The sequence below is a fragment of the Pseudomonas sp. SAR267 genome, assembly GCF_052077595.1.
Classification (GTDB): domain Bacteria; phylum Pseudomonadota; class Gammaproteobacteria; order Pseudomonadales; family Pseudomonadaceae; genus Aquipseudomonas; species Aquipseudomonas vlassakiae.
The window spans coordinates 2,434,044-2,452,585 of the sequence record NZ_JBQIHU010000001.1 but is presented as its reverse complement, the minus strand read 5'-3'; the positions used below and the strand labels follow the sequence as shown (position 1 = coordinate 2,452,585).

Genomic DNA, 18,542 nt, shown 5'->3' with positions numbered 1-18,542 from the left:
TTTCGTGGCGTAAATGGCACCATAGTCCCTTCTTGACATCGGGCTGCCCTAAACGTAAGTTTCAAACAACTGTTTGACCGAAAGCCGCCAAGAGCTGGTCGGTATCAGCGGTCCCCTACCGAACTCATCACAGAGGTTCATCGCAATGCCTGATTACAAAGCCCCCTTGCGTGATATTCGTTTCGTCCGCGACGAGCTGCTCGGCTACGAGGCGCACTATCAGAGCCTGCCGGGTTGCCAGGACGCAACGCCTGACATGGTCAACGCGATCCTGGAAGAAGGCGCGAAGTTCTGTGAACAGGTGCTGTCGCCACTGAACCGTATCGGTGATCAGGAAGGCTGTACCTGGAGCGAGTCGGGCGTGAAGACGCCGAGCGGTTTCAAGGAAGCCTACCAGCAGTTCGTCGAAGGTGGCTGGCCGAGCCTGGCGCATGACGTCGAACACGGTGGCCAGGGCCTGCCGGAGTCGCTGGGCCTGGCCCTGAGCGAAATGGTCGGGGGTTCGAACTGGTCCTGGGGCATGTATCCAGGCCTGTCCCACGGCGCGATGAACACTATCTCCGCCCACGGCACCGCTGAGCAGCAGCACACCTACCTGACCAAGCTGGTGTCCGGCGAATGGACCGGCACCATGTGCCTGACCGAGCCACACTGCGGTACCGACCTGGGCATGCTGCGCACCAAGGCTGAGCCACAGGCTGATGGCAGCTACAAGGTCTCCGGCACCAAGATCTTCATTTCGGCCGGTGAACACGACATGGCCGACAACATCGTCCACATCGTGCTGGCTCGTCTGCCAGATGCTCCGGCGGGTACCAAAGGCATTTCGCTGTTCATCGTGCCGAAGTTCCTGCCCAACGCCGAAGGCGGCGTGGGTGAGCGCAACGGCGTGAGCTGTGGCTCTATCGAACACAAGATGGGTATCCACGGCAACGCTACCTGCGTGATGAACTTCGACGGCGCCACTGGCTACCTGATCGGCCCGGCCAACAAAGGCCTGAATTGCATGTTCACCTTCATGAACACCGCACGCCTGGGTACCGCACTGCAAGGTCTGGCGCATGCCGAAGTGGCGTTCCAGGGTGGCCTGAAATACGCCCGTGAGCGCCTGCAGATGCGCTCCCTGACCGGCCCGAAAGCACCGGACAAGGCCGCTGACCCGATCATCGTCCACCCCGACGTGCGTCGCATGCTGCTGACCATGAAGGCCTTCGCTGAAGGCAACCGTGCGATGGTGTACTTCACTGCCAAGCAGGTGGACATCGTCAAGTACAGCCAGGATGAGGAAGAGCGCAAGAAGGCCGATGCCCTGCTGGCCTTCCTGACCCCGATCGCCAAGGCGTTCATGACCGAAGTCGGCTTCGAGGCCGCCAACCATGGCGTGCAGATCTACGGCGGCCACGGCTTCATCGCCGAGTGGGGCATGGAGCAGAACGTGCGCGACAGCCGCATCTCCATGCTGTACGAGGGCACCACCGGTATCCAGGCCCTTGACCTGCTGGGCCGCAAGGTGCTGATGACCCAGGGCGAAGCGCTCAAGGGCTTCACCAAGATCGTGCACAAGTTCTGCCAGGCGCAGGAAGGTAATGACGCGGTCAAGGAGTTCGTCGGGCCATTGGCTGCGTTGAACAAGGAGTGGGGCGAGCTGACCATGAAAGTGGGCATGGCTGCGATGAAGGACCGCGAGGAAGTCGGCGCTGCGTCGGTGGATTACCTGATGTACTCCGGTTATGCGTGCCTGGCCTACTTCTGGGCTGACATTGCTCGCCTGGCGGCGGAAAAACTGGCAGCCGGCACCAGCGAAGAAGCCTTCTACACTGCCAAGCTGCAGACTGCGCGCTTCTACTTCCAGCGCATCCTGCCGCGTACCCGTACTCACGTCGCCACCATGCTGTCGGGCGCCAACAACCTGATGGACATGAAAGAAGAAGACTTCTCTCTGGGTTACTAAACTCGGGTGAGTTACCGAAGAGAACGCCGCTCCTGATGAGCGGCGTTTTTTTTGCTTTATTTTATCTTCACGTGTTCGAGCTGGTCTTTAATTTCGCAAATTACAATAGCTGGCGCAGCGCAACTTTCCGACATGCGCAGGCTAATTGTTTGGTGACTTTTGGTTGGGTCGAATTCAGCCAATTTATTAATTTCATCTCTTGTTCACTACAGCTAGCAAATACATTGCCAGATGCTATCTGGTCGCCTTTATAACGTCATACCCCTTGTGTGCTGGGGCTTTCGTCGTTTCTGTGAACGGTTCGTGAATACGATTTGGGGGATTCCACCCACTAATGGGGTTGTTTTACACCGGAGCTGAGGAAATTTGAATTTCAGTATTTCCTGGTATTGCCGACAAAATAAACTGGTCTAAAAAACCATTGAATGTTTCGTGTCGAAATACTTTGTTACAGCTATGGTGGCATTAAGCGCACTTCGTTGCGCGAACCAACAGCCTGAAAAACCTGAGCCGTCGGGAAGTCCATCATGGTCGCCTATCTGAGTAACGTGCGAGTCCCCCGCCTGGCCTGTGCGATAGCGATGACATTCGCCGCCAGCCTTCCTTTTACCAGCGTTCGGGCTGCGGACCCGGCCGGGACCGTTCCGGTCGTCCCGGATGTGCCCAGCCTGCAGTCACTGCGGGGCATGACGCCGCCGGATCCCTCCGGTACCGAAGGTGGCCGCAAAGTCGACCTGATGTCCGATTACGTGATCAATCGCGGGGCGGTAGTGCTTTTGGGCAAGGCGCTGTTCTGGGACATGGCGATCGGCAGTGACGGCGCCACCGCCTGCGCTTCATGCCACTACCACGCTGGTGTCGATCATCGGGTCACCAACCAGATCAACCCCGGCCAGGCCAATACCAATGCCAACGTCGCGTCGATCTTCAACAAGCCGTTCACGGCAGGTGACATTCCGGGTGACGTGCCGAGTTACACCACCCGCTCCGGTGGCAAGGGCGGCCCGAACTACACGTTGAAAAAGGGTGACTTCCCGAGCCACGTACTGGCCAATCCTCTGGACCGTAACTCGGCGATTGTCTATTCGAGCGATGACGTCATCGGCTCGCAAGGTGTGTTCGACGCCAACTTTGTCAAACCCCGCCAGTCGCGCTTCGACAAGTGCACCCAGCAGCCGGATGGCATTTTCCAGGTGGGTGGCATCAACGTGCGGCGCGCCACCGGGCGCAATGCACCGTCGGTGATCAACGCGGCATTCAACGTGCGCAACTTCTGGGATGGCCGGGCCAACAACGTATTCAACGGCTTCTCGCCGTTCGGTAACCGCGACCCTGATGCTGGGATCTTCGTGACCAAGGATGCCAGTGGCGCCGCGGTCAAGGTACGCCTGGCTCTGAAGGATGCCTCGGCCGCTTCGCAAGCCGTCGGGCCTCCCGGCAGCGCGGTGGAAATGTCTTGTGGTGGGCGTACTTTCGCCGACATTGGCCGGCGCATGCTCGACACCATGATGCTCAAGGGGCAAAAGATTTCGCCCACCGACTCCGTACTCGGCCCCGTCTCCAGTGCCCGTCGGCCAACCTATCGCGAACTGATCAAGAACGCCTTTCAGCCTCGCCTGTGGAACGCCACGCAGCCGGTCTTGCTGGGCAGCGAGCCCTATACCCAGATGGAGGCGAACTTCCCGCTGTTCTTCGGGCTGGCGATCCAGATGTACGAATCCACACTGATCTCTGACCAGGCGCCACTGGATGCCTATCTGCAGGGCGACCACACCGCCATGAATGCCCAGCAGGTGCAAGGCATGAACCTGTTCCTGGGCAAGGGAAAGTGCGTCAGCTGCCATGGTGGTGCGGAGTTGACCAACGCGGGCAGCAGGCTGCTGTTCCAGCCGCATGAGCGCGTCGAGCGCATGGTCATGGCTGACGGCCTGACCACGCTCTATGACAATGGGTTCTACAACACCGGTGTGCGCCCCACCTCCGAGGACCTGGCTCTGGGGGGCTCGGACGCCTGGGGTAATCCTCTGTCCTTCACCCGTGAGTACAACAGCCAACTGCAAGGCGGGAATGTTCCCGACCCACTGGAGGTCGATGTGTGCACCTTCGAAGTGCCACTGAGCGCAGCAGTCCCCTGCGACCCGACGCTCAAGCCCAGTGTCGGTTTCCGCGACGCGGTCGATGGCGCCTTCAAGACCCCGACCCTGCGCAACATCGCCTTGACCGGGCCCTACTTCCACAACGGCAGCCGGGCAACGCTGCAGCAGGTGATGGAATTCTACAACCGCGGCGGTGACCGGCGCGGCGAAGACGCCAGCAACACCAGCGGCTTCGAGCACCCGGCAGTCAACCAGCACAACGGCTCCAATCTCGATCCGGACATGACCCCGCTGAACCTGACGGCGGATGAGATGGATGCACTGGTCAAGTTCATGGAAGTCGGCTTGACCGATCCGCGCGTGGCTTGGGAGCGGGCGCCGTTCGATCATCCGTCCCTTGTCCTGCCGCAGGGTGAGAAGGGCGATGAGAACTCGGTCGGGCAAAAACCGGCCAGCGCCCAGATCACCTCTCGGCAAGCACAAGACGCCGAGTTCCAGCTCAATGCCGTCGGTGCCGCAGGTCGCTCCACTGCGCAGGGGCCGCTGCTGCCATTCAACAACGACCTGTAACGTGGTCGCCCTGTAGGAGCGGCCTTGCCGGTCCGGCGCCCCGGCAAGGCCGCTCCTACAGGGATCGCGGTCGCTTTCAGTTACAAGAAAAGCTCAAGCCCTCCACCCCCGCTGCCGTTAACCCACCGGTGTATTCATCTATTCACGTGTGCTGCCGATGAACTAGAGGCACAATGCTATTATTGATCTGCCGGGTCGGAGATTGCCCTTGTTTCGTCTAAACGCTGTTCGCGCGAGCCATTTCCTGCCTTCGCTGTTTTTGCTGCTGGCCGGGCTCGCGGCGGCTTATGTAAGAGACCTCAGCGTCTTCTTCACATCCCTGTTCAATGTTCTTCCCACCTTGGTCCTGCTGCTGGGTGGCGCCTACTGCGCCGTGTATCGCCGCCAGCGTGAACTGTTCCTGATGGTGACGGTGTACATCGCATATTTCCTGCTCGACACGCAGACCGATTTCTACCGTGACAATGGCCGCGTGCGCGAGGACGCAGCCGTGATTTTCCACCTTGTGTGCCTGTTGCTGCCTGCCCTGTACGGCCTGTTCGGCGCCTGGCAGGAACGCACTCACCTGGCCCAGGACCTGCTGGCCCGCTTCGCCGTGCTGTTCGCCGTCGGCAGCGTGGCCGTGGCATTGGAGCAGAGCTTCCCGCAGGCGCTGCTGGCCTGGTTGGCGGAGATCCGCTGGCCCTCGCTGCACGGCCAGTGGATGAGCCTGATCCAGATGGTCTACCCGGTGTTCCTGGTGGTGTTCATCCTGCTGGTTGTGCAATACCTGCGCGAGCCCCGGCCGTTGCATGCTGCACAGCTGATCGGCCTGGTCGGTATCTTCTGGATGCTGCCCAAGACCTTCATCCTGCCGTTCACCCTGAACATCATGTGCAGCCAGGTGATGCTCATGATTGCCGCTGCGGTATCGCACGAGGCCTACCAGATGGCCTTCCGTGACGAGCTTACCGGGTTGCCGGGGCGCCGTGCGCTGAACGAACGCATGCAACGCCTGGGTCGCAACTACGTGATCGCGATGACCGACGTCGACCACTTCAAGAAATTCAACGACACCCACGGCCACGATGTCGGTGACCAAGTGCTGCGGCTGGTCGCCAGCCGGTTGTCCAAGGTGACCGGTGGGGGCCGCGCCTATCGCTACGGGGGTGAAGAGTTTGCCCTGGTGTTCGCCGGCAAGACGGCAGAAGAGTGCGTGCCGCACGTCGAAGCAGTGCGCGAGATGATCGCCAACTACACCATGCACCTGCGTGATCAGAACAGCCGCCCGCAGGACGATTCCACCGGGCGTCAGCGCCGCAGTGGCAGCGCGGGCGGCACGGTTTCGGTAACCATCAGCATCGGTGTCGCCGAACGGTTGGTCGATCATCGCAACCCGGAGGAAGTGCTCAAGTCCGCCGACCAGGCGCTCTACAGTGCCAAGGGTGCGGGCCGTAACTGCGTCATGGTCTATGGTCAACAATCCCAGCGTGGTGCCGTGCGAATGGCGTGACCGAAATGGACTATACGGTCGCGTGATGACCCTATGTCTCGCAAAAGTTGTTCGGTTACACTGGATTCAACCCCGGGTTGTTTGTTTCAAGAACCCCGTGCCGCGGTCCGTGTGGCCGCCCCGACCCGACCAGCGAGAGGTTGTCATGGCTGACTATAAAGCGCCCCTGCGCGACATGCGCTTCGTACTGAATGAAGTCTTCAATGTGGCCGAGTTGTGGGCGCAGCTGCCCGAACTGGCCGAGGCGGTCGATGCGGACACCGCCATGGCTGTGCTTGAAGAAGCCGGCAAGGTCACCAGCAAGAGCATCGCCCCCCTCAGCCGTGCCGCCGACGAAGAAGGCTGTCACTGGGACAACGGTGCCGTGCGTACCCCTGCCGGTTTCATCGAGGCCTACAACACCTACGCCGAAGGCGGTTGGGTGGGCGTGGGCGGTGACCCGCAGTTCGGCGGCATGGGCATGCCCAAGGCGATCTCGGCCCAGGTCGAGGAAATGGTCAACGCCTCGAGCCTGGCATTCGGCCTGTACCCGATGCTGACCGCCGGCGCCTGCCTGTCGATCAATGCCCACGCCAGTGAGGCCCTGAAGGAAAAGTACCTGCCCAACATGTACGCCGGTGTCTGGGCAGGCTCCATGTGCCTGACCGAACCGCATGCCGGTACCGACCTGGGCATCATCCGCACCAAGGCCGAGCCCCAGGCCGACGGTAGCTACAAGGTCAGCGGCACCAAGATCTTCATCACCGGCGGCGAGCATGACCTGACCGAGAACATCATCCACCTGGTGCTGGCCAAGCTGCCGGATGCACCGGCGGGGCCCAAAGGCATCTCGCTGTTCCTGGTGCCGAAGTTCCTGGTCAACGAAGACGGCAGCCTCGGCGCGCGCAACCCGGCCACCTGCGGCTCGATCGAGCACAAGATGGGCATCCAGGCCTCGGCGACCTGCGTGATGAACTTCGACGAGGCGGTCGGCTACATCGTCGGCGAGCCGAACAAGGGCTTGGCGGCGATGTTCACCATGATGAACTACGAGCGCCTGGGCGTGGGTATCCAAGGCCTGGCGTCGGCCGAGCGTTCCTACCAGAACGCCGTGGAATACGCCCGTGATCGCCTGCAGAGCCGTGCCCCGACCGGGCCGCAAGCCAAGGACAAGGCCGCCGACCCGATCATCGTCCACCCCGATGTGCGGCGCATGCTGCTGACCATGAAGGCGTTGATCGAGGGCGGTCGTGCCTTCTCCACCTACGTGGCGATGCAGCTCGACAGCGCCAAGTACAGCCAGGACCCGGCAACGCGCAAACGCAGCGAAGAGCTGGTGGCCCTGCTGACCCCGGTGGCCAAGGCCTTCCTCACCGACCTTGGCCTCGAGTGCACGGTGCATGGCCAGCAGGTATTCGGTGGCCATGGCTACATTCGCGAGTGGGGCCAGGAGCAACTGGTGCGCGATGTGCGTATCACCCAGATTTACGAAGGCACCAACGGTATCCAGGCACTGGACCTCATGGGGCGCAAGGTGGTGGCCAGCGGTGGGGCCTACTACACGCTGTTCTCTGACGAGATTCGCCAGTTCATTGCCAGCGCGGATGGCCAGCTGGACGAGTTTACCCAGCCGCTGGGCGCCTGCCTGGATCAGCTCGATGGGCTGACCGAATGGGTACTGGAGCAGGCCAAGGGCAACCCGAATGAAATCGGTGCCGCGTCGGTCGAGTACCTGCATGCCTTTGGTTATGTGGCCTATGCCTACATGTGGGCGCTGATGGCCCGGGCGGCCAAGGCGGCTGAGGGCGACGAGGCGTTCTATGCGGCCAAGCTGGGCACGGCGCGGTTCTACTTCGCACGACTGCTGCCGCGGGTGGGCTCGCTGGTGGCTTCGGTGAAGGCTGGCAGCGAGTCGTTGTACCTGCTGGATGCCGAGCAGTTCTGATTGACTGATATGTTTGCGAAAGACTACTTCTTGTAAGCCTTTTCCTACATAACGTGGTGACTTTTCGCCACTGGTGCCAGATTGGATCCACGGTTAATCTTTGTACATGGACGTTGCGCAGGAAGCGCAAAGGACAGAACAGGGACAACGAAGGATTTCCTGCCAGGATGGCGGGGCGATACGGATGTCACAGGGAAACAGTCTAGAGAACCCCGCTTCGGCGGGGTTTTCTTCGTCCGCATGTTTTCAGCCAAGCACATCCAGCGGCGGGGCGCCCAGCTGTCGGGCATCGGTCTCCTCTTCCAGCAGCGTGCGCAGCAGCTCCACCGAGGCCTGCTGGCGCTGGGCATCACGAAACACCAAGCCGACCTTGAGCGGCACGCGTGGCTCGCTGAGTGGTTTCCATAGCAAGCCCTGATCATCTTCGGCAGCATCCTTGGCCCGCCCTGGCAAAATGGTCGCCAGCGAGGTGTGCGCCAGGCTGTCGAGAATCCCGGCCATGTTGTTCATTTCGGCTTGCACCTGCGGTCGGCGGCCCTGTGCGGCCAGTTGTTCCTTCCAGATCTGGCGGATCTGGAATTCCTCACCGAGCATCAGCATGGGCAGCTCGGCGGCCTGCTTGATCGAGACTTTCTTGAAGTCCTTCAAAGGGTGGGTGTCCGGGATGACCACTTGCAACTCATCTTCGTACAGCAGCGAACCGTGCAACCCAGGCTGGCGCGGTGGCAGGTAGCTGATGCCAATGTCGAGGTTGCCATTGAGCAGCCGCCGTTCGATCTCCAGCCCCGACAGCTCATAGATTTGCACCACCAGATGCGGCTGTGCCTTGCGCACACGCTCCAGCAGCTGTGGCACCAGGCTTGGCCGCACGGTCTGCAGCACACCGATGGCCAAGGTGCGCAAGGACTGGCCCTTGAAGTTGCGCATGGCCTCATGGGCCCGCTGCAGGCCATCCAGTAGCGGCAGGGCATGGTTGTACAGGGTGTGTGCGGCCAGGGTCGGCAGCAGGCGTTTGTTGCTGCGTTCGAACAGGCTGAGATCGAGGCTGTGCTCAAGCTGGCGAATCTGCTGTGACAGTGCCGGTTGCGACAGCGACAGGCGTTCGGCGGCGCGGCCGACATGGCCCTCTTCATACACCGCGACGAAATAACGCAGTTGGCGAAAATCCATAAGTATCACTTATCGAAAAAGCTGGGAAAACGAAATGGCCGCAAGCACCGCTGAAGCCTAGTCTATCGCTGTATTCCAATGGCTTACAGCGATCGCTGAGCGCATTGTTACCGCATTTGAAAAACACTTTTGATAGGCAAGGCAAAATTATCCAGCGTCGGCAATACGACCGGATCCCTGGCCGCCTCTTTCCTGATTGGGTGGAGCCCCGATGAACCTGTTCAACCTGCGCCGTTCGGCTCCCGCAGTTGCCGAGCCCAAGCGTGCGCCGGCGATTGTGGCGGATGCGCCGCAGTTGTCGCGTGAGCATCTGATGCCGAGCACCGAGCGTGCTGCGCAAGTGTTCGTGCGTGGCCAGGGCTCCTGGTTGTGGGACAGCGAAGGGCATGCCTACCTGGATTTCACCCAGGGCGGGGCAGTCAACAGCCTTGGGCACAGCCCGACGGCGCTGGTCAAAGCCTTGGGCAACCAGGCCCAGGCGCTGATCAACCCAGGTGCTGGTTACCACAGCCGTGGCCTGTTGGCGCTGGTCAACCGCCTGTGCCAGAGCACTGGCAGCGACCAGGCCTACCTGCTCAACAGCGGCGCCGAGGCCTGTGAGGGGGCGATCAAGCTGGCGCGCAAGTGGGGCCAGCTGAACCGTAATGGCGCCTATCACATCATCACTGCCAGTCAGGCCTGCCATGGCCGTAGCCTGGGTGCGCTGTCAGCTTCCGACCCACTGCCGTGCAACCGCTGCGAACCGGGCCTGCCGGGGTTCAGCAAGGTGCCGTTCAACGATCTGGCGGCGCTGCATGCCGAGGTCGATTCGCGCACCGTGGCAATCATGCTCGAGCCGATCCAGGGCGAGGCGGGGGTGATTCCGGCTACGCGCGAGTACCTGCAAGGCGTGGAAAAGCTCTGCCGGGAACTGGGCATTCTGCTGATTCTCGACGAAGTGCAGACGGGTATCGGCCGCTGCGGGGCGTTGCTGGCAGAACAGACCTACGGTGTGCGTGCCGACATCATCACGCTGGGCAAGGGCTTGGGTGGTGGCGTGCCGCTGGCGGCCTTGCTGGCCCGCGGGACCGCCTGCTGCGCCGAGCCGGGCGAACTGGAGGGTAGCCATCACGGCAATTCACTGATGAGCGCCGCCGGCCTGGCCGTGCTGGAAACCGTGCTGGAACCTGGCTTCTTCGAGCAGGTGCAAGACAGCGGCCGCCATTTGCGCGACGGCCTTAGCCGCCTGGCTGGCCGCTATGGCCAGGGCCAGGTGCGCGGCCAAGGGCTGTTGTGGGCGTTGCAGTTGCAGGAAAACCTCGCCAAGGAACTGGTCGAGGCTGCCTTGCACGAAGGCTTGCTGCTGAATGCACCGCAGGCGGATGTGGTGCGTTTCTCGCCAGCGTTGACCGTCAGCAAGGGCAATATCGATGAAATGCTCCTGCGCCTGGCCCGAGCCTTTGCCCGCTTGCATGCGCAACTGCAGGCCCGCCGCGAAATGCCGGCCTGATCAAGAACTCAACGAACCGTCTGGCGTTTCTGCGCATCGCCCCGTGCCTGTTTCATTTGGCCCGGGGCGTTTTTTTTTGCCTGTGGAACCTCCAGCAAGCGCAACGGGTCTTCCTTGTAACCCCTTCAGGAGAGACCCGCATGGACTTCATTCGCATCATCATCGCCATCATCCTGCCGCCGCTGGGTGTATTTCTGCAGGTGGGGTTTGGCGGGGCGTTCTGGCTGAACATTCTTTTGACCCTGCTGGGTTACATTCCCGGGATCGTGCATGCGGTCTACATTATCGCCAAGCGCTGAGGATGCCGGGGCCGCAGAGCGGCCCCAGGCTGTCAGCCCTCCAACACCCTGCAATAGAACTTCCACTCTTCTTCCAGCGCATGCGCCAGGTTCTCGGCCTTGCGCAACCCGTGCCGTTCCCCTGCATAGAAATGCCCTTCAGCCTCGATGCCATTGGCTTGCAACGCGGTCAGCATCGAGCGCGTCTGCTCCGGCACCACCACAGCATCCAGTTCGCCCTGGAAGAAGATCACCGGCACCTTGATTTGCGAGGCATGCAGCAGCGGCGTGCGCTGGCGATAACGTTCGGCGTCTTGCTGCGGGTCACCGATCAGCCAGTTCAGGTAATCACCTTCGAACTTGTGCGTGGCCTGGCCCAGGGCAATCGGATCACTGACTCCGTAAAGGCTGGCTCCAGCGCGGAACACGTCGTGGAATGCCAGGGCGCACAGCGTGGTGTAGCCACCAGCACTGCCGCCGCGAATGAAGGCCTTGCCGGGGTCGATCAGCCCTTGCCGAGCCAGGTACTCGACGGCGGCACAGGCATCTTGCACATCGCTTTCGCCCCACCGCAGGTGCAGGGCCTGGCGGTATTCCCGGCCATAGCCCGTGCTGCCCCGGTAATTCAGGTCGGCAACGGCGAAACCGCGTTGCGTCCAGTACTGGATGCGTGGGTCGAGTACCGGGTAGCAGGCCGAAGTCGGACCGCCGTGGATAAATACCAGCAAAGGTGCAGGGCCCTTGGTGGCCGTTGCCGGATAGAAGAAGCCATGGGCAAACGCGTCGCCGCTCTTGTAATGGATCGATTGCGGCAGGCTGATGTGCGCTGCAGGTAGCACTTCAGCGCCACCGGCCAGCACGCTGACCTCATGGTTGACGCGGGCGATGGCAATAATTGCTGGCGGGCTGATCGGTGAGGCTGCGACGGCATAGAGGTATTTGGCATCCATTGCCAGGTTGCGGAACCGGGTATAGGCACTGGCGAAGCGCTCCATGCGGCCATTTTCATCGTGCAGGCCCAGTTGCCCGATACCCCCTTCGAACCAGGTGGCCAGGTAGTGTTGCGGGCTTAGTGGCAGCCAGGTGCTGGCGCCCAGTTGCCAGGGCGCGGCTGCGTGGTCGGCGGGCTCGGCCGGCAGCGCCTGCCAGAAGCCGTCGACCTCGCCCCAAGGCTGCCAGAAGCCATTGCGATCAGACAGACAGTACAAGCGGCCTTCGGTGTCGAAACGCGGCTGTTGCAGTGATTCATCCTCGGCGGCGATACAGCGTGCGGCTCCCCAGAAGCCGTTGGCGTCACGCTCGCGGCACAACAGTCGGGTAACGGTCCAGGGTTGTGCCGGACGGTCCCATTCGACCCAGGCCAGGCGTTGGCCATCAGCGCTGACCGTGGGCGAAGCATAGAAGTCAGCCCCTTCGGCGAGCACCTCGCGGGAGCTCTCGGCCAATGCCACCAGGCGATGCTCGACGCTTTCGCCATGGCGCTCTTCGACTGCCAGTACCTTGCCGTCGTGCCACTGCACATCGCCATAACGGCAGTCGGCTTCGGCGGTCAGGGCGCGCGGGGCACCGCCTTCAAGGCGCTGGGTATAGACCTGCTGATCCTTTTCGTTGACGAACAGCAGCCCGTCACCGCCCAGGCAGAAGCTGCCGCCGCCGTATTCATAGACCCGGCTGCGCGCGCTGAAGCCATCGGGCGTGAGGCAACGTGCCTGGTGGTCACGCCACTGCCAGATGCGGCAAACGCCATCGGCGGGGCGGAACTCGTTCCAGAACAGGCCTGCGTCGCCGAGCTTGAGTTCGGCAAAGTCGGTGCCGGCGGCGACGGCCTGGGCGGCGCTGAAGTCAGCCGCGGACGATGACACGGGAGTTGCGCTCATTGCGGAAGGTCAGCTCTTCGATGGCAAGTTGGGCACTTTCCGCCTCTTCACGGGCCTTGAGGATAATGCCGTGGTCAGCAGACTTGGCGCATACCGGGTCGGCCTTGCTGGCATCACCGGTCAGCATGAAGGCCTGGCATCGGCAGCCGCCGAAGTCTTTTTCCTTCTCATCGCACGAGCGGCAAGGCTCGGGCATCCAGTCGTAACCGCGGAAGCGGTTGAAGCCGAACGAGTCGTACCAGATGTGGTGCAGGTCATGGTCGCGCACGTTGGGGAACTGCACCGGCAATTGCCGGGCGCCGTGGCAGGGCAAGGCAGTGCCGTCCGGCGTGATGGTCAGGAACAGGCTGCCCCAACCGTTCATGCAGGCCTTGGGGCGTTCTTCGTAGTAATCCGGGGTGACGAAGATCAGCTTGCACGGGCTGCCCTCGGCCTTGAGCTTCTGCCGGTACTCATTGGTGATGCGTTCGGCACGTTCGAGCTGTGCGCGGGTCGGTAGCAGGCCCAGGCGGTTGAGGTGCGCCCAGCCGTAGAACTGGCAGGTGGCAAGCTCGACGAAGTCGGCCTCAAGGGCGATGCACAACTCGATGATGCGGTCGATCTTGTCGATGTTGTGCCGGTGGGTGACGAAGTTGAGCACCATCGGATAACCGTGGGCCTTTACCGCGCGGGCCATTTCCAGCTTCTGCGCGAAGGCCTTCTTCGAACCGGCCAGCAGGTTGTTGACCTGTTCGTCACTGGCCTGGAAGCTGATCTGGATATGGTCCAGCCCGGCTTCCTTGAAGGCGGCGATGCGCGCTTCGGTCAGGCCGATGCCGGAGGTGATCAGGTTGGTGTAGTAGCCCAGCCGACGGGCCTCGCCGATCAGCTCGGCGAGGTCCTGGCGCACCAGCGGCTCACCACCGGAAAAGCCGATCTGCGCGGCACCCATCTCGCGGGCTTCGGCCATCACCTTGAACCACTGCGCAGTGCTCAGCTCCTGGCCTTGGGCTGCGAAGTCCAGTGGGTTGGAGCAGTACGGACATTGCAGCGGGCAGCGGTAGGTCAGCTCGGCCAGCAGCCATAGCGGCAGGCCGACCGGTACCTCAGGCGAGGACGATCCAGTGTTCGGCACGGGCCACCTCCATGAATTGCTCGATATCGTCTGCGACTTCGGGCACACCAGGGAATTGTTGTTCGAGGTCTCTGATGATCGCCGCCACGTCACGCTTGCCGTCGATCAGCCCGCCGATCAGGCCGGCGCTGTCGTTGAGCTTGATCATGCCTTCGGGGTACAGCAGCACATGGCCTTTTTGCGCCGGCTCGTACTGGAAGCGGTAGCCGGGGCGCCAGCTCGGCACTTGCTTGCGGTCGAAACTCATAGGGCAATCCCCTTGTGCCAGACCCGTTGCGGGGTGACGGTGTGGTAAGGCGGGCGGTTCAGCTCGTAGGCCATGCTCATGGCATCCAGCATGCTCCAGAGGATATCCAGCTTGAACTGCAGGATTTCCAGCATACGCTCCTGGCCCGCACGGGTGGTGTAGTGCTGCAAAGTGATTGCCAGGCCGTGCTCGACATCACGCCGGGCCTGGCCCAGGCGAGTGCGGAAGTACTCGTAGCCAGCCGGGTCGATCCACGGGTAGTGCTGTGGCCAGCTGTCCAGGCGGGACTGGTGGATCTGCGGGGCGAACAGTTCGGTCAGCGAACTGCTGGCCGCTTCTTGCCAGCTGGCCCTGCGAGCGAAGTTGACGTAGGCGTCGACCGCGAAACGCACGCCGGGCAGCACCAGTTCCTGGGAACGTAGCTGGTCAGGGTCGAGGCCGACCGCCTGGCCCAGTCGCAGCCAGGCTTCGATACCGCCGTCCTCGCCTGGCGCGCCATCATGATCGAGCAGGCGCTGGATCCACTCACGGCGTACCTCGCGGTCCGGGCAGTTGGCCAGGATCGCGGCGTCCTTCATCGGGATGTTGACCTGGTAGTAGAAGCGGTTGGCTACCCAGCCCTGAATCTGCTCGCGGGTGGCGCGGCCTTGGTACATCGCCACGTGATAGGGATGGTGGATGTGGTAGTAGGCGCCCTTGGCGCGCAGGGCCTGCTCGAATTCGGCAGGTGACATTGGCAGTGCGTCGCTCACGGGGCCTCCTTACAGCTCGATGCTCATGCCATCGAATGCGACTTCAACGCCGCGGCGCTGGACTTCGGCGCGTTCGGGGGAGTCTTCATCGAGGATCGGGTTGGTGTTGTTGATGTGGATGAGCACCTTGCGCTGGCGCGCGAAGCCGTCGAGCACTTCGAGCATGCCACCCGGGCCATTCTGCGCCAGGTGGCCCATCTCGCGGCCGGTACGGGTGCCGACACCACGGCGCTGCATTTCATCATCCTCCCACAGCGTGCCGTCGACCAGCAGGCAGTCGGCGCCATGCATCATCTGCAGCAGCTTGGCATCGACCTGGCCGAGGCCGGGAGCGTAGAACAGCTTGCCGCCAGTGCGCGTGTCTTCGACCAACAGGCCGAGGTTGTCGCCCGGGTGGGGATCGAAGCGGTGCGGCGAATAGGGCGGTGCGGCGCTGCGCAGGGGGAAGGGTGTGAACGTGAGGTCAGGGCAGGCGTCGATGACGAAACTGCCTTCGAGCTCGATGCGGTTCCACTGCAGCCCACCGTTCCAGTGGCTGAGCATGTTGAACAGCGGGAAGCCGCTGGTCAGGTCCTGGTGGACCATGTCGGTGCACCAGACCTGATGCGGGCAGCCTTCGCGCAGGCTGAGCAGGCCGGTGGTATGGTCGATCTGGCTGTCGAGCAGGACGATGGCGTTGATCCCGGTATCGCGCAGGGCACGCGCCGGCTGCATCGGTGCGAAGGCCTGGAGCTGGGCGCGGATGTCGGGCGAGGCATTGCACAGGATCCAGTGCTCACCGTCGTCGGACAGGGCGATGGACGACTGGGTGCGAGCCGTGGCGCGCAGGCTGCCGTCGCGATAGCCCTTGCAATTGACGCAGTTGCAGTTCCACTGCGGGAAACCACCACCGGCGGCGGAACCGAGAATCTGGATGTACATGGCCACTCCTTCTGCGAAAAGCCGTATCCGGAAAACAACGACGCCCCGGCGGGCCGAGGCGTCGATCCGCAAAGCAGGGCTTAGCGGTTGGCGAAGTACATGGTCACTTCGAAGCCGATACGCAGGTCAGTGTATGCAGGTTTGGTCCACATGGGCGTTCTCCTTCCGGATGGGGTTGGGTTACTTCAGCTATTCGTTGGGTGCCGCCTGGAGCAGGAGGTTCCGTTGGCTGAGATAGCGTTATCTTACAAGAAAAATTTGTACCGAAAGGTTAATTCTTTGATAAGCGCCCTTGCAGCAAACGTAACAATCCCCGCGAGATCAGTGCCAGGACGCCTCTGGCGCAGCACTGTTGGCCAGGCAAAGCCACGGCCAATCGGTACCGAGCAGGTCGCGTAGCAGGCCGTCCAGATCTGCCTGTTGCGTGTTCAGAATAGACCGCCGCAGCGCAAGCAGGCCGCCAGGTTCTTTGGCCAGGTGTGTCTGCCATGCCCATTCAGTGACGTCGGCGTTGGCCATGGCGTTTTCGTCGAACTGCTCGGCCAGAGCTTGTCGGGCGACCGCATCGAGGGTGACGCCGCGGCCCAGCAGCTCGCGCAGGTGATCGAGGATCTCGGCCTGGCTGGCATGCGGCGATTGCACCCCGAACAGCAGGCCACCGATGCCCTCGATCTGACGAAAGGTACTGAAAACCGCGTAGCCCAGCTGCAATTCGACGCGCAGGCGTTGATATACCGGGCCTTGTAGCAGCTGCGCCAGCAGGCGACCGCTGCCTTGCCGTGCGGCTGGCAGTGGGCAGAACAGCAGCAGGGCATGTTCACTACCTGGCACCTCGGCATGGTGCCAGCGGCGACCAGCCCAGCCGGCAGCCGGCGTGGGCGCCCCGCCTTGCCCGGGGCAACCCTGCAGCACGGCGCCGAGGGCCTGCACAGCACTGGGCTCGAAGCCGACGGCCAGGCCGTGCCAATGGCTGTGTTGCCAGACGCCATCGAGCAGCGCCTGGTCGAGAGTGGCAGACGGCATTGTGGCCGGGCGAGTGCCAAGCACGGCGTCAGGTAGCTGACTGATCAACGCCCTGATCGGGATCAGCGCGGGCGCCTCAGGTGGCGACGTCTGCCAGTTGGAGGGCACTTTCATCAGGGCCAGGGCCTGGCCTGCGGCGCGTACCACGGCTACCGGATGGCCAGCGCAGCACAACTGCCAATTGTCGCCCGACGCGCTGAATTGCAGTTGCACGCAAGCTTGCTCGCAACGACTTTGCAGGGGGCGCAGGGCACGTTGCAGTACGCTGTACAGACGCTGGCGCAATGCCGATGGCACCTGCCAACGCAAATACAGTGCTGCGTATTGCCTGGAGGGTGGCAGCAAGTCGCTGATGCACAATGCAGCTGGCAACTCAGCAGCTGGGGCAGAGGGCAGTTCATCCGAAAACAAGGGCTCGGGCGCAGGCAGCTGCCATTGCCCGTATGTGCATCGCGGCAGCTGCTCAAGCAGCGCTTCGAGCGCCCTCAGAGCTTGGGCATCCAGTGCTGCAAACGGCTGCCCGGCGCTGTCGCGTCGGGCCAGCTCCAGTGCGCTGGCGCTGCGTTGACGACGTTGTTGCAAACAGCCAAACGTGCGGTTGAGTGGGCCGGGGTCTGTCTTGCCGATGAACTCGAACCAGCCGTGCAGCAGCTTCAGAGCCTCATCGCTGTTGGCATCCGGGGCAAGCTCCAGGTCGAGGTGCCAGAGCAGTTGCCCGGCAAACGCATGCAGCTTCTCGGCCTTGAACCCTTTGAGCCAGCCACGTTGCTCCAGTGCATCCAGCCAACTGCCGGGGCGGTTGTCGCCGAGGTGGGCGATCAGCAGTTCCAGTGCCTGTTCTGCCCCTGCTGGCAGGCCGTCGTGTGCGAACAGCAGTGGCTGGTTGGCGGCCAAGGCGGGTGGCAAGGCTTGTAGCACAGCGGGGCTCGGCTTGAAGACGCCGGCGTAGTGGCTGCCAAGCTGTTGCAGCTCATCCAGCGGTTGCGGGCCGCACAGGCTCAGGGTGATCTGGCCGCCCTGGTAAAAGCGCTGGTGGAAGCCTGCGAGGGCTTGCTGGAAAGCCCCATCGCCCAGTACGAGGGAATAGCGGTTGCCGGCATGAAAGCCGCTCAAGGGGTGATCGCCACCCACAGATTGCAACAAAGCGAATTGCTGTTGCGCCTGCGGGTTGCGTGACCAGGCGATGAATTCGGCGTGGATGACTTCCCGCTCGCGACGCTGCCGTTCGATGCCCAGATCCGGCTCGGCAAGCATCTGGCACAGGCGCTCCAGGCCACCGGCCAATGCCGCGGGTGGTACTTCAAAGAAGAAATCGGTGCTGCGCTCGCGGGTGCTGGCGTTGACCTGGCCGCCCAAGGCCTGGACATAGCGCATCAGGCCGTCTTCCAGCGGGAAGCGTGCTGTGCCCAGGAAAAACAGGTGTTCAAGGAAATGGGCCAGGCCTGGCCATGCGGTTGGCGCGTCATGGCTGCCCGCATGGACCCTCAACGCGGCCGCAGAGCGCTTCAGGCGCGGCGCATGGCGCAAAGCCAACTGCAGACCGTTGGCGAGGGTGAGGTGGCGGGTGGTGTCAGGCATGGGAACTCCAGGGCAGGTGTCCATGCTAACCCATTTGCAAGAAAGGTCTGGCCCATTCGC

General features: G+C 62.4%; 14 protein-coding genes. 6 read left to right on the top strand and 8 right to left on the bottom strand.

Annotation, left to right across the window (positions count from 1 at the left end):
* Window positions 1–145: 145 nt before the first annotated feature.
* From ACTORR_RS11820 to ACTORR_RS11805, 4 genes are all read left to right on the top strand, one after another.
* On the top strand, window positions 146–1,951 hold the full coding sequence (locus ACTORR_RS11820) for a phenylacyl-CoA dehydrogenase (RefSeq protein ID WP_286935445.1): 1,806 nt from the start codon (window positions 146–148) through the stop codon (window positions 1,949–1,951).
* 527 nt (window positions 1,952–2,478) lie between these two features.
* Window positions 2,479–4,617, top strand: a complete 2,139-nt coding sequence (locus ACTORR_RS11815) for a cytochrome-c peroxidase (RefSeq protein ID WP_286935444.1) — start codon at window positions 2,479–2,481, stop codon at window positions 4,615–4,617.
* A gap of 208 nt (window positions 4,618–4,825) precedes the next feature.
* Entirely contained in the window at window positions 4,826–6,109 is a 1,284-nt protein-coding gene (locus tag ACTORR_RS11810) for a GGDEF domain-containing protein (RefSeq protein ID WP_054885244.1), read from the top strand.
* 145 nt (window positions 6,110–6,254) lie between these two features.
* Window positions 6,255–8,033, top strand: coding sequence for an acyl-CoA dehydrogenase C-terminal domain-containing protein (locus ACTORR_RS11805; protein ID WP_286935464.1), 1,779 nt, complete (start codon window positions 6,255–6,257; stop codon window positions 8,031–8,033).
* 246 nt (window positions 8,034–8,279) lie between these two features.
* On the opposite strand, the gene ACTORR_RS11800 is transcribed toward ACTORR_RS11805, so the two are convergent.
* Entirely contained in the window at window positions 8,280–9,203 is a 924-nt protein-coding gene (locus ACTORR_RS11800; RefSeq protein ID WP_054885242.1) for a LysR family transcriptional regulator, read from the bottom strand.
* Window positions 9,204–9,414: 211 nt separating this feature from the next.
* Here ACTORR_RS11800 and ACTORR_RS11795 point away from each other — a divergent pair, with 211 nt between their 5' ends.
* Together ACTORR_RS11795 and ACTORR_RS11790 are read left to right on the top strand one after the other, a co-directional pair.
* Window positions 9,415–10,692: an aspartate aminotransferase family protein gene (locus ACTORR_RS11795; protein ID WP_286935465.1), complete on the top strand. Its 1,278-nt coding sequence runs from the start codon at window positions 9,415–9,417 to the stop codon at window positions 10,690–10,692.
* A 140-nt stretch (window positions 10,693–10,832) separates the two neighbouring features.
* Complete coding sequence (locus ACTORR_RS11790; RefSeq protein WP_009681539.1) at window positions 10,833–10,991, top strand: YqaE/Pmp3 family membrane protein; 159 nt, start codon at window positions 10,833–10,835, stop codon at window positions 10,989–10,991.
* A 32-nt stretch (window positions 10,992–11,023) separates the two neighbouring features.
* Here the strand turns inward: ACTORR_RS11790 and ACTORR_RS11785 are convergent, their stop codons facing one another.
* The 7 genes from ACTORR_RS11785 to pqqF form a co-directional block, all read right to left on the bottom strand.
* Window positions 11,024–12,847 (bottom strand): S9 family peptidase, encoded by a 1,824-nt coding sequence (locus tag ACTORR_RS11785; RefSeq protein ID WP_286935467.1) that lies wholly within the window; start codon window positions 12,845–12,847, stop codon window positions 11,024–11,026.
* Window positions 12,813–13,961: a pyrroloquinoline quinone biosynthesis protein PqqE gene (gene pqqE, locus ACTORR_RS11780; RefSeq protein WP_099813735.1), complete on the bottom strand. Its 1,149-nt coding sequence runs from the start codon at window positions 13,959–13,961 to the stop codon at window positions 12,813–12,815. The genes ACTORR_RS11785 and pqqE overlap by 35 nt, the downstream gene beginning before the upstream one ends.
* Entirely contained in the window at window positions 13,933–14,208 is a 276-nt protein-coding gene (gene pqqD, locus ACTORR_RS11775) for a pyrroloquinoline quinone biosynthesis peptide chaperone PqqD (RefSeq protein ID WP_054885238.1), read from the bottom strand. The genes pqqE and pqqD overlap by 29 nt, the downstream gene beginning before the upstream one ends.
* Window positions 14,205–14,942: a pyrroloquinoline-quinone synthase PqqC gene (gene pqqC, locus ACTORR_RS11770; protein ID WP_176506105.1), complete on the bottom strand. Its 738-nt coding sequence runs from the start codon at window positions 14,940–14,942 to the stop codon at window positions 14,205–14,207. The genes pqqD and pqqC overlap by 4 nt, the downstream gene beginning before the upstream one ends.
* 27 nt (window positions 14,943–14,969) lie before the next feature.
* Window positions 14,970–15,881, bottom strand: coding sequence for a pyrroloquinoline quinone biosynthesis protein PqqB (gene pqqB, locus ACTORR_RS11765; RefSeq protein WP_099813733.1), 912 nt, complete (start codon window positions 15,879–15,881; stop codon window positions 14,970–14,972).
* 80 nt (window positions 15,882–15,961) lie between these two features.
* Complete coding sequence (gene pqqA, locus ACTORR_RS11760; protein ID WP_003243383.1) at window positions 15,962–16,033, bottom strand: pyrroloquinoline quinone precursor peptide PqqA; 72 nt, start codon at window positions 16,031–16,033, stop codon at window positions 15,962–15,964.
* A gap of 169 nt (window positions 16,034–16,202) precedes the next feature.
* Complete coding sequence (gene pqqF / locus ACTORR_RS11755) at window positions 16,203–18,482, bottom strand: pyrroloquinoline quinone biosynthesis protein PqqF (protein ID WP_286935469.1); 2,280 nt, start codon at window positions 18,480–18,482, stop codon at window positions 16,203–16,205.
* Window positions 18,483–18,542 lie beyond the last annotated feature (60 nt).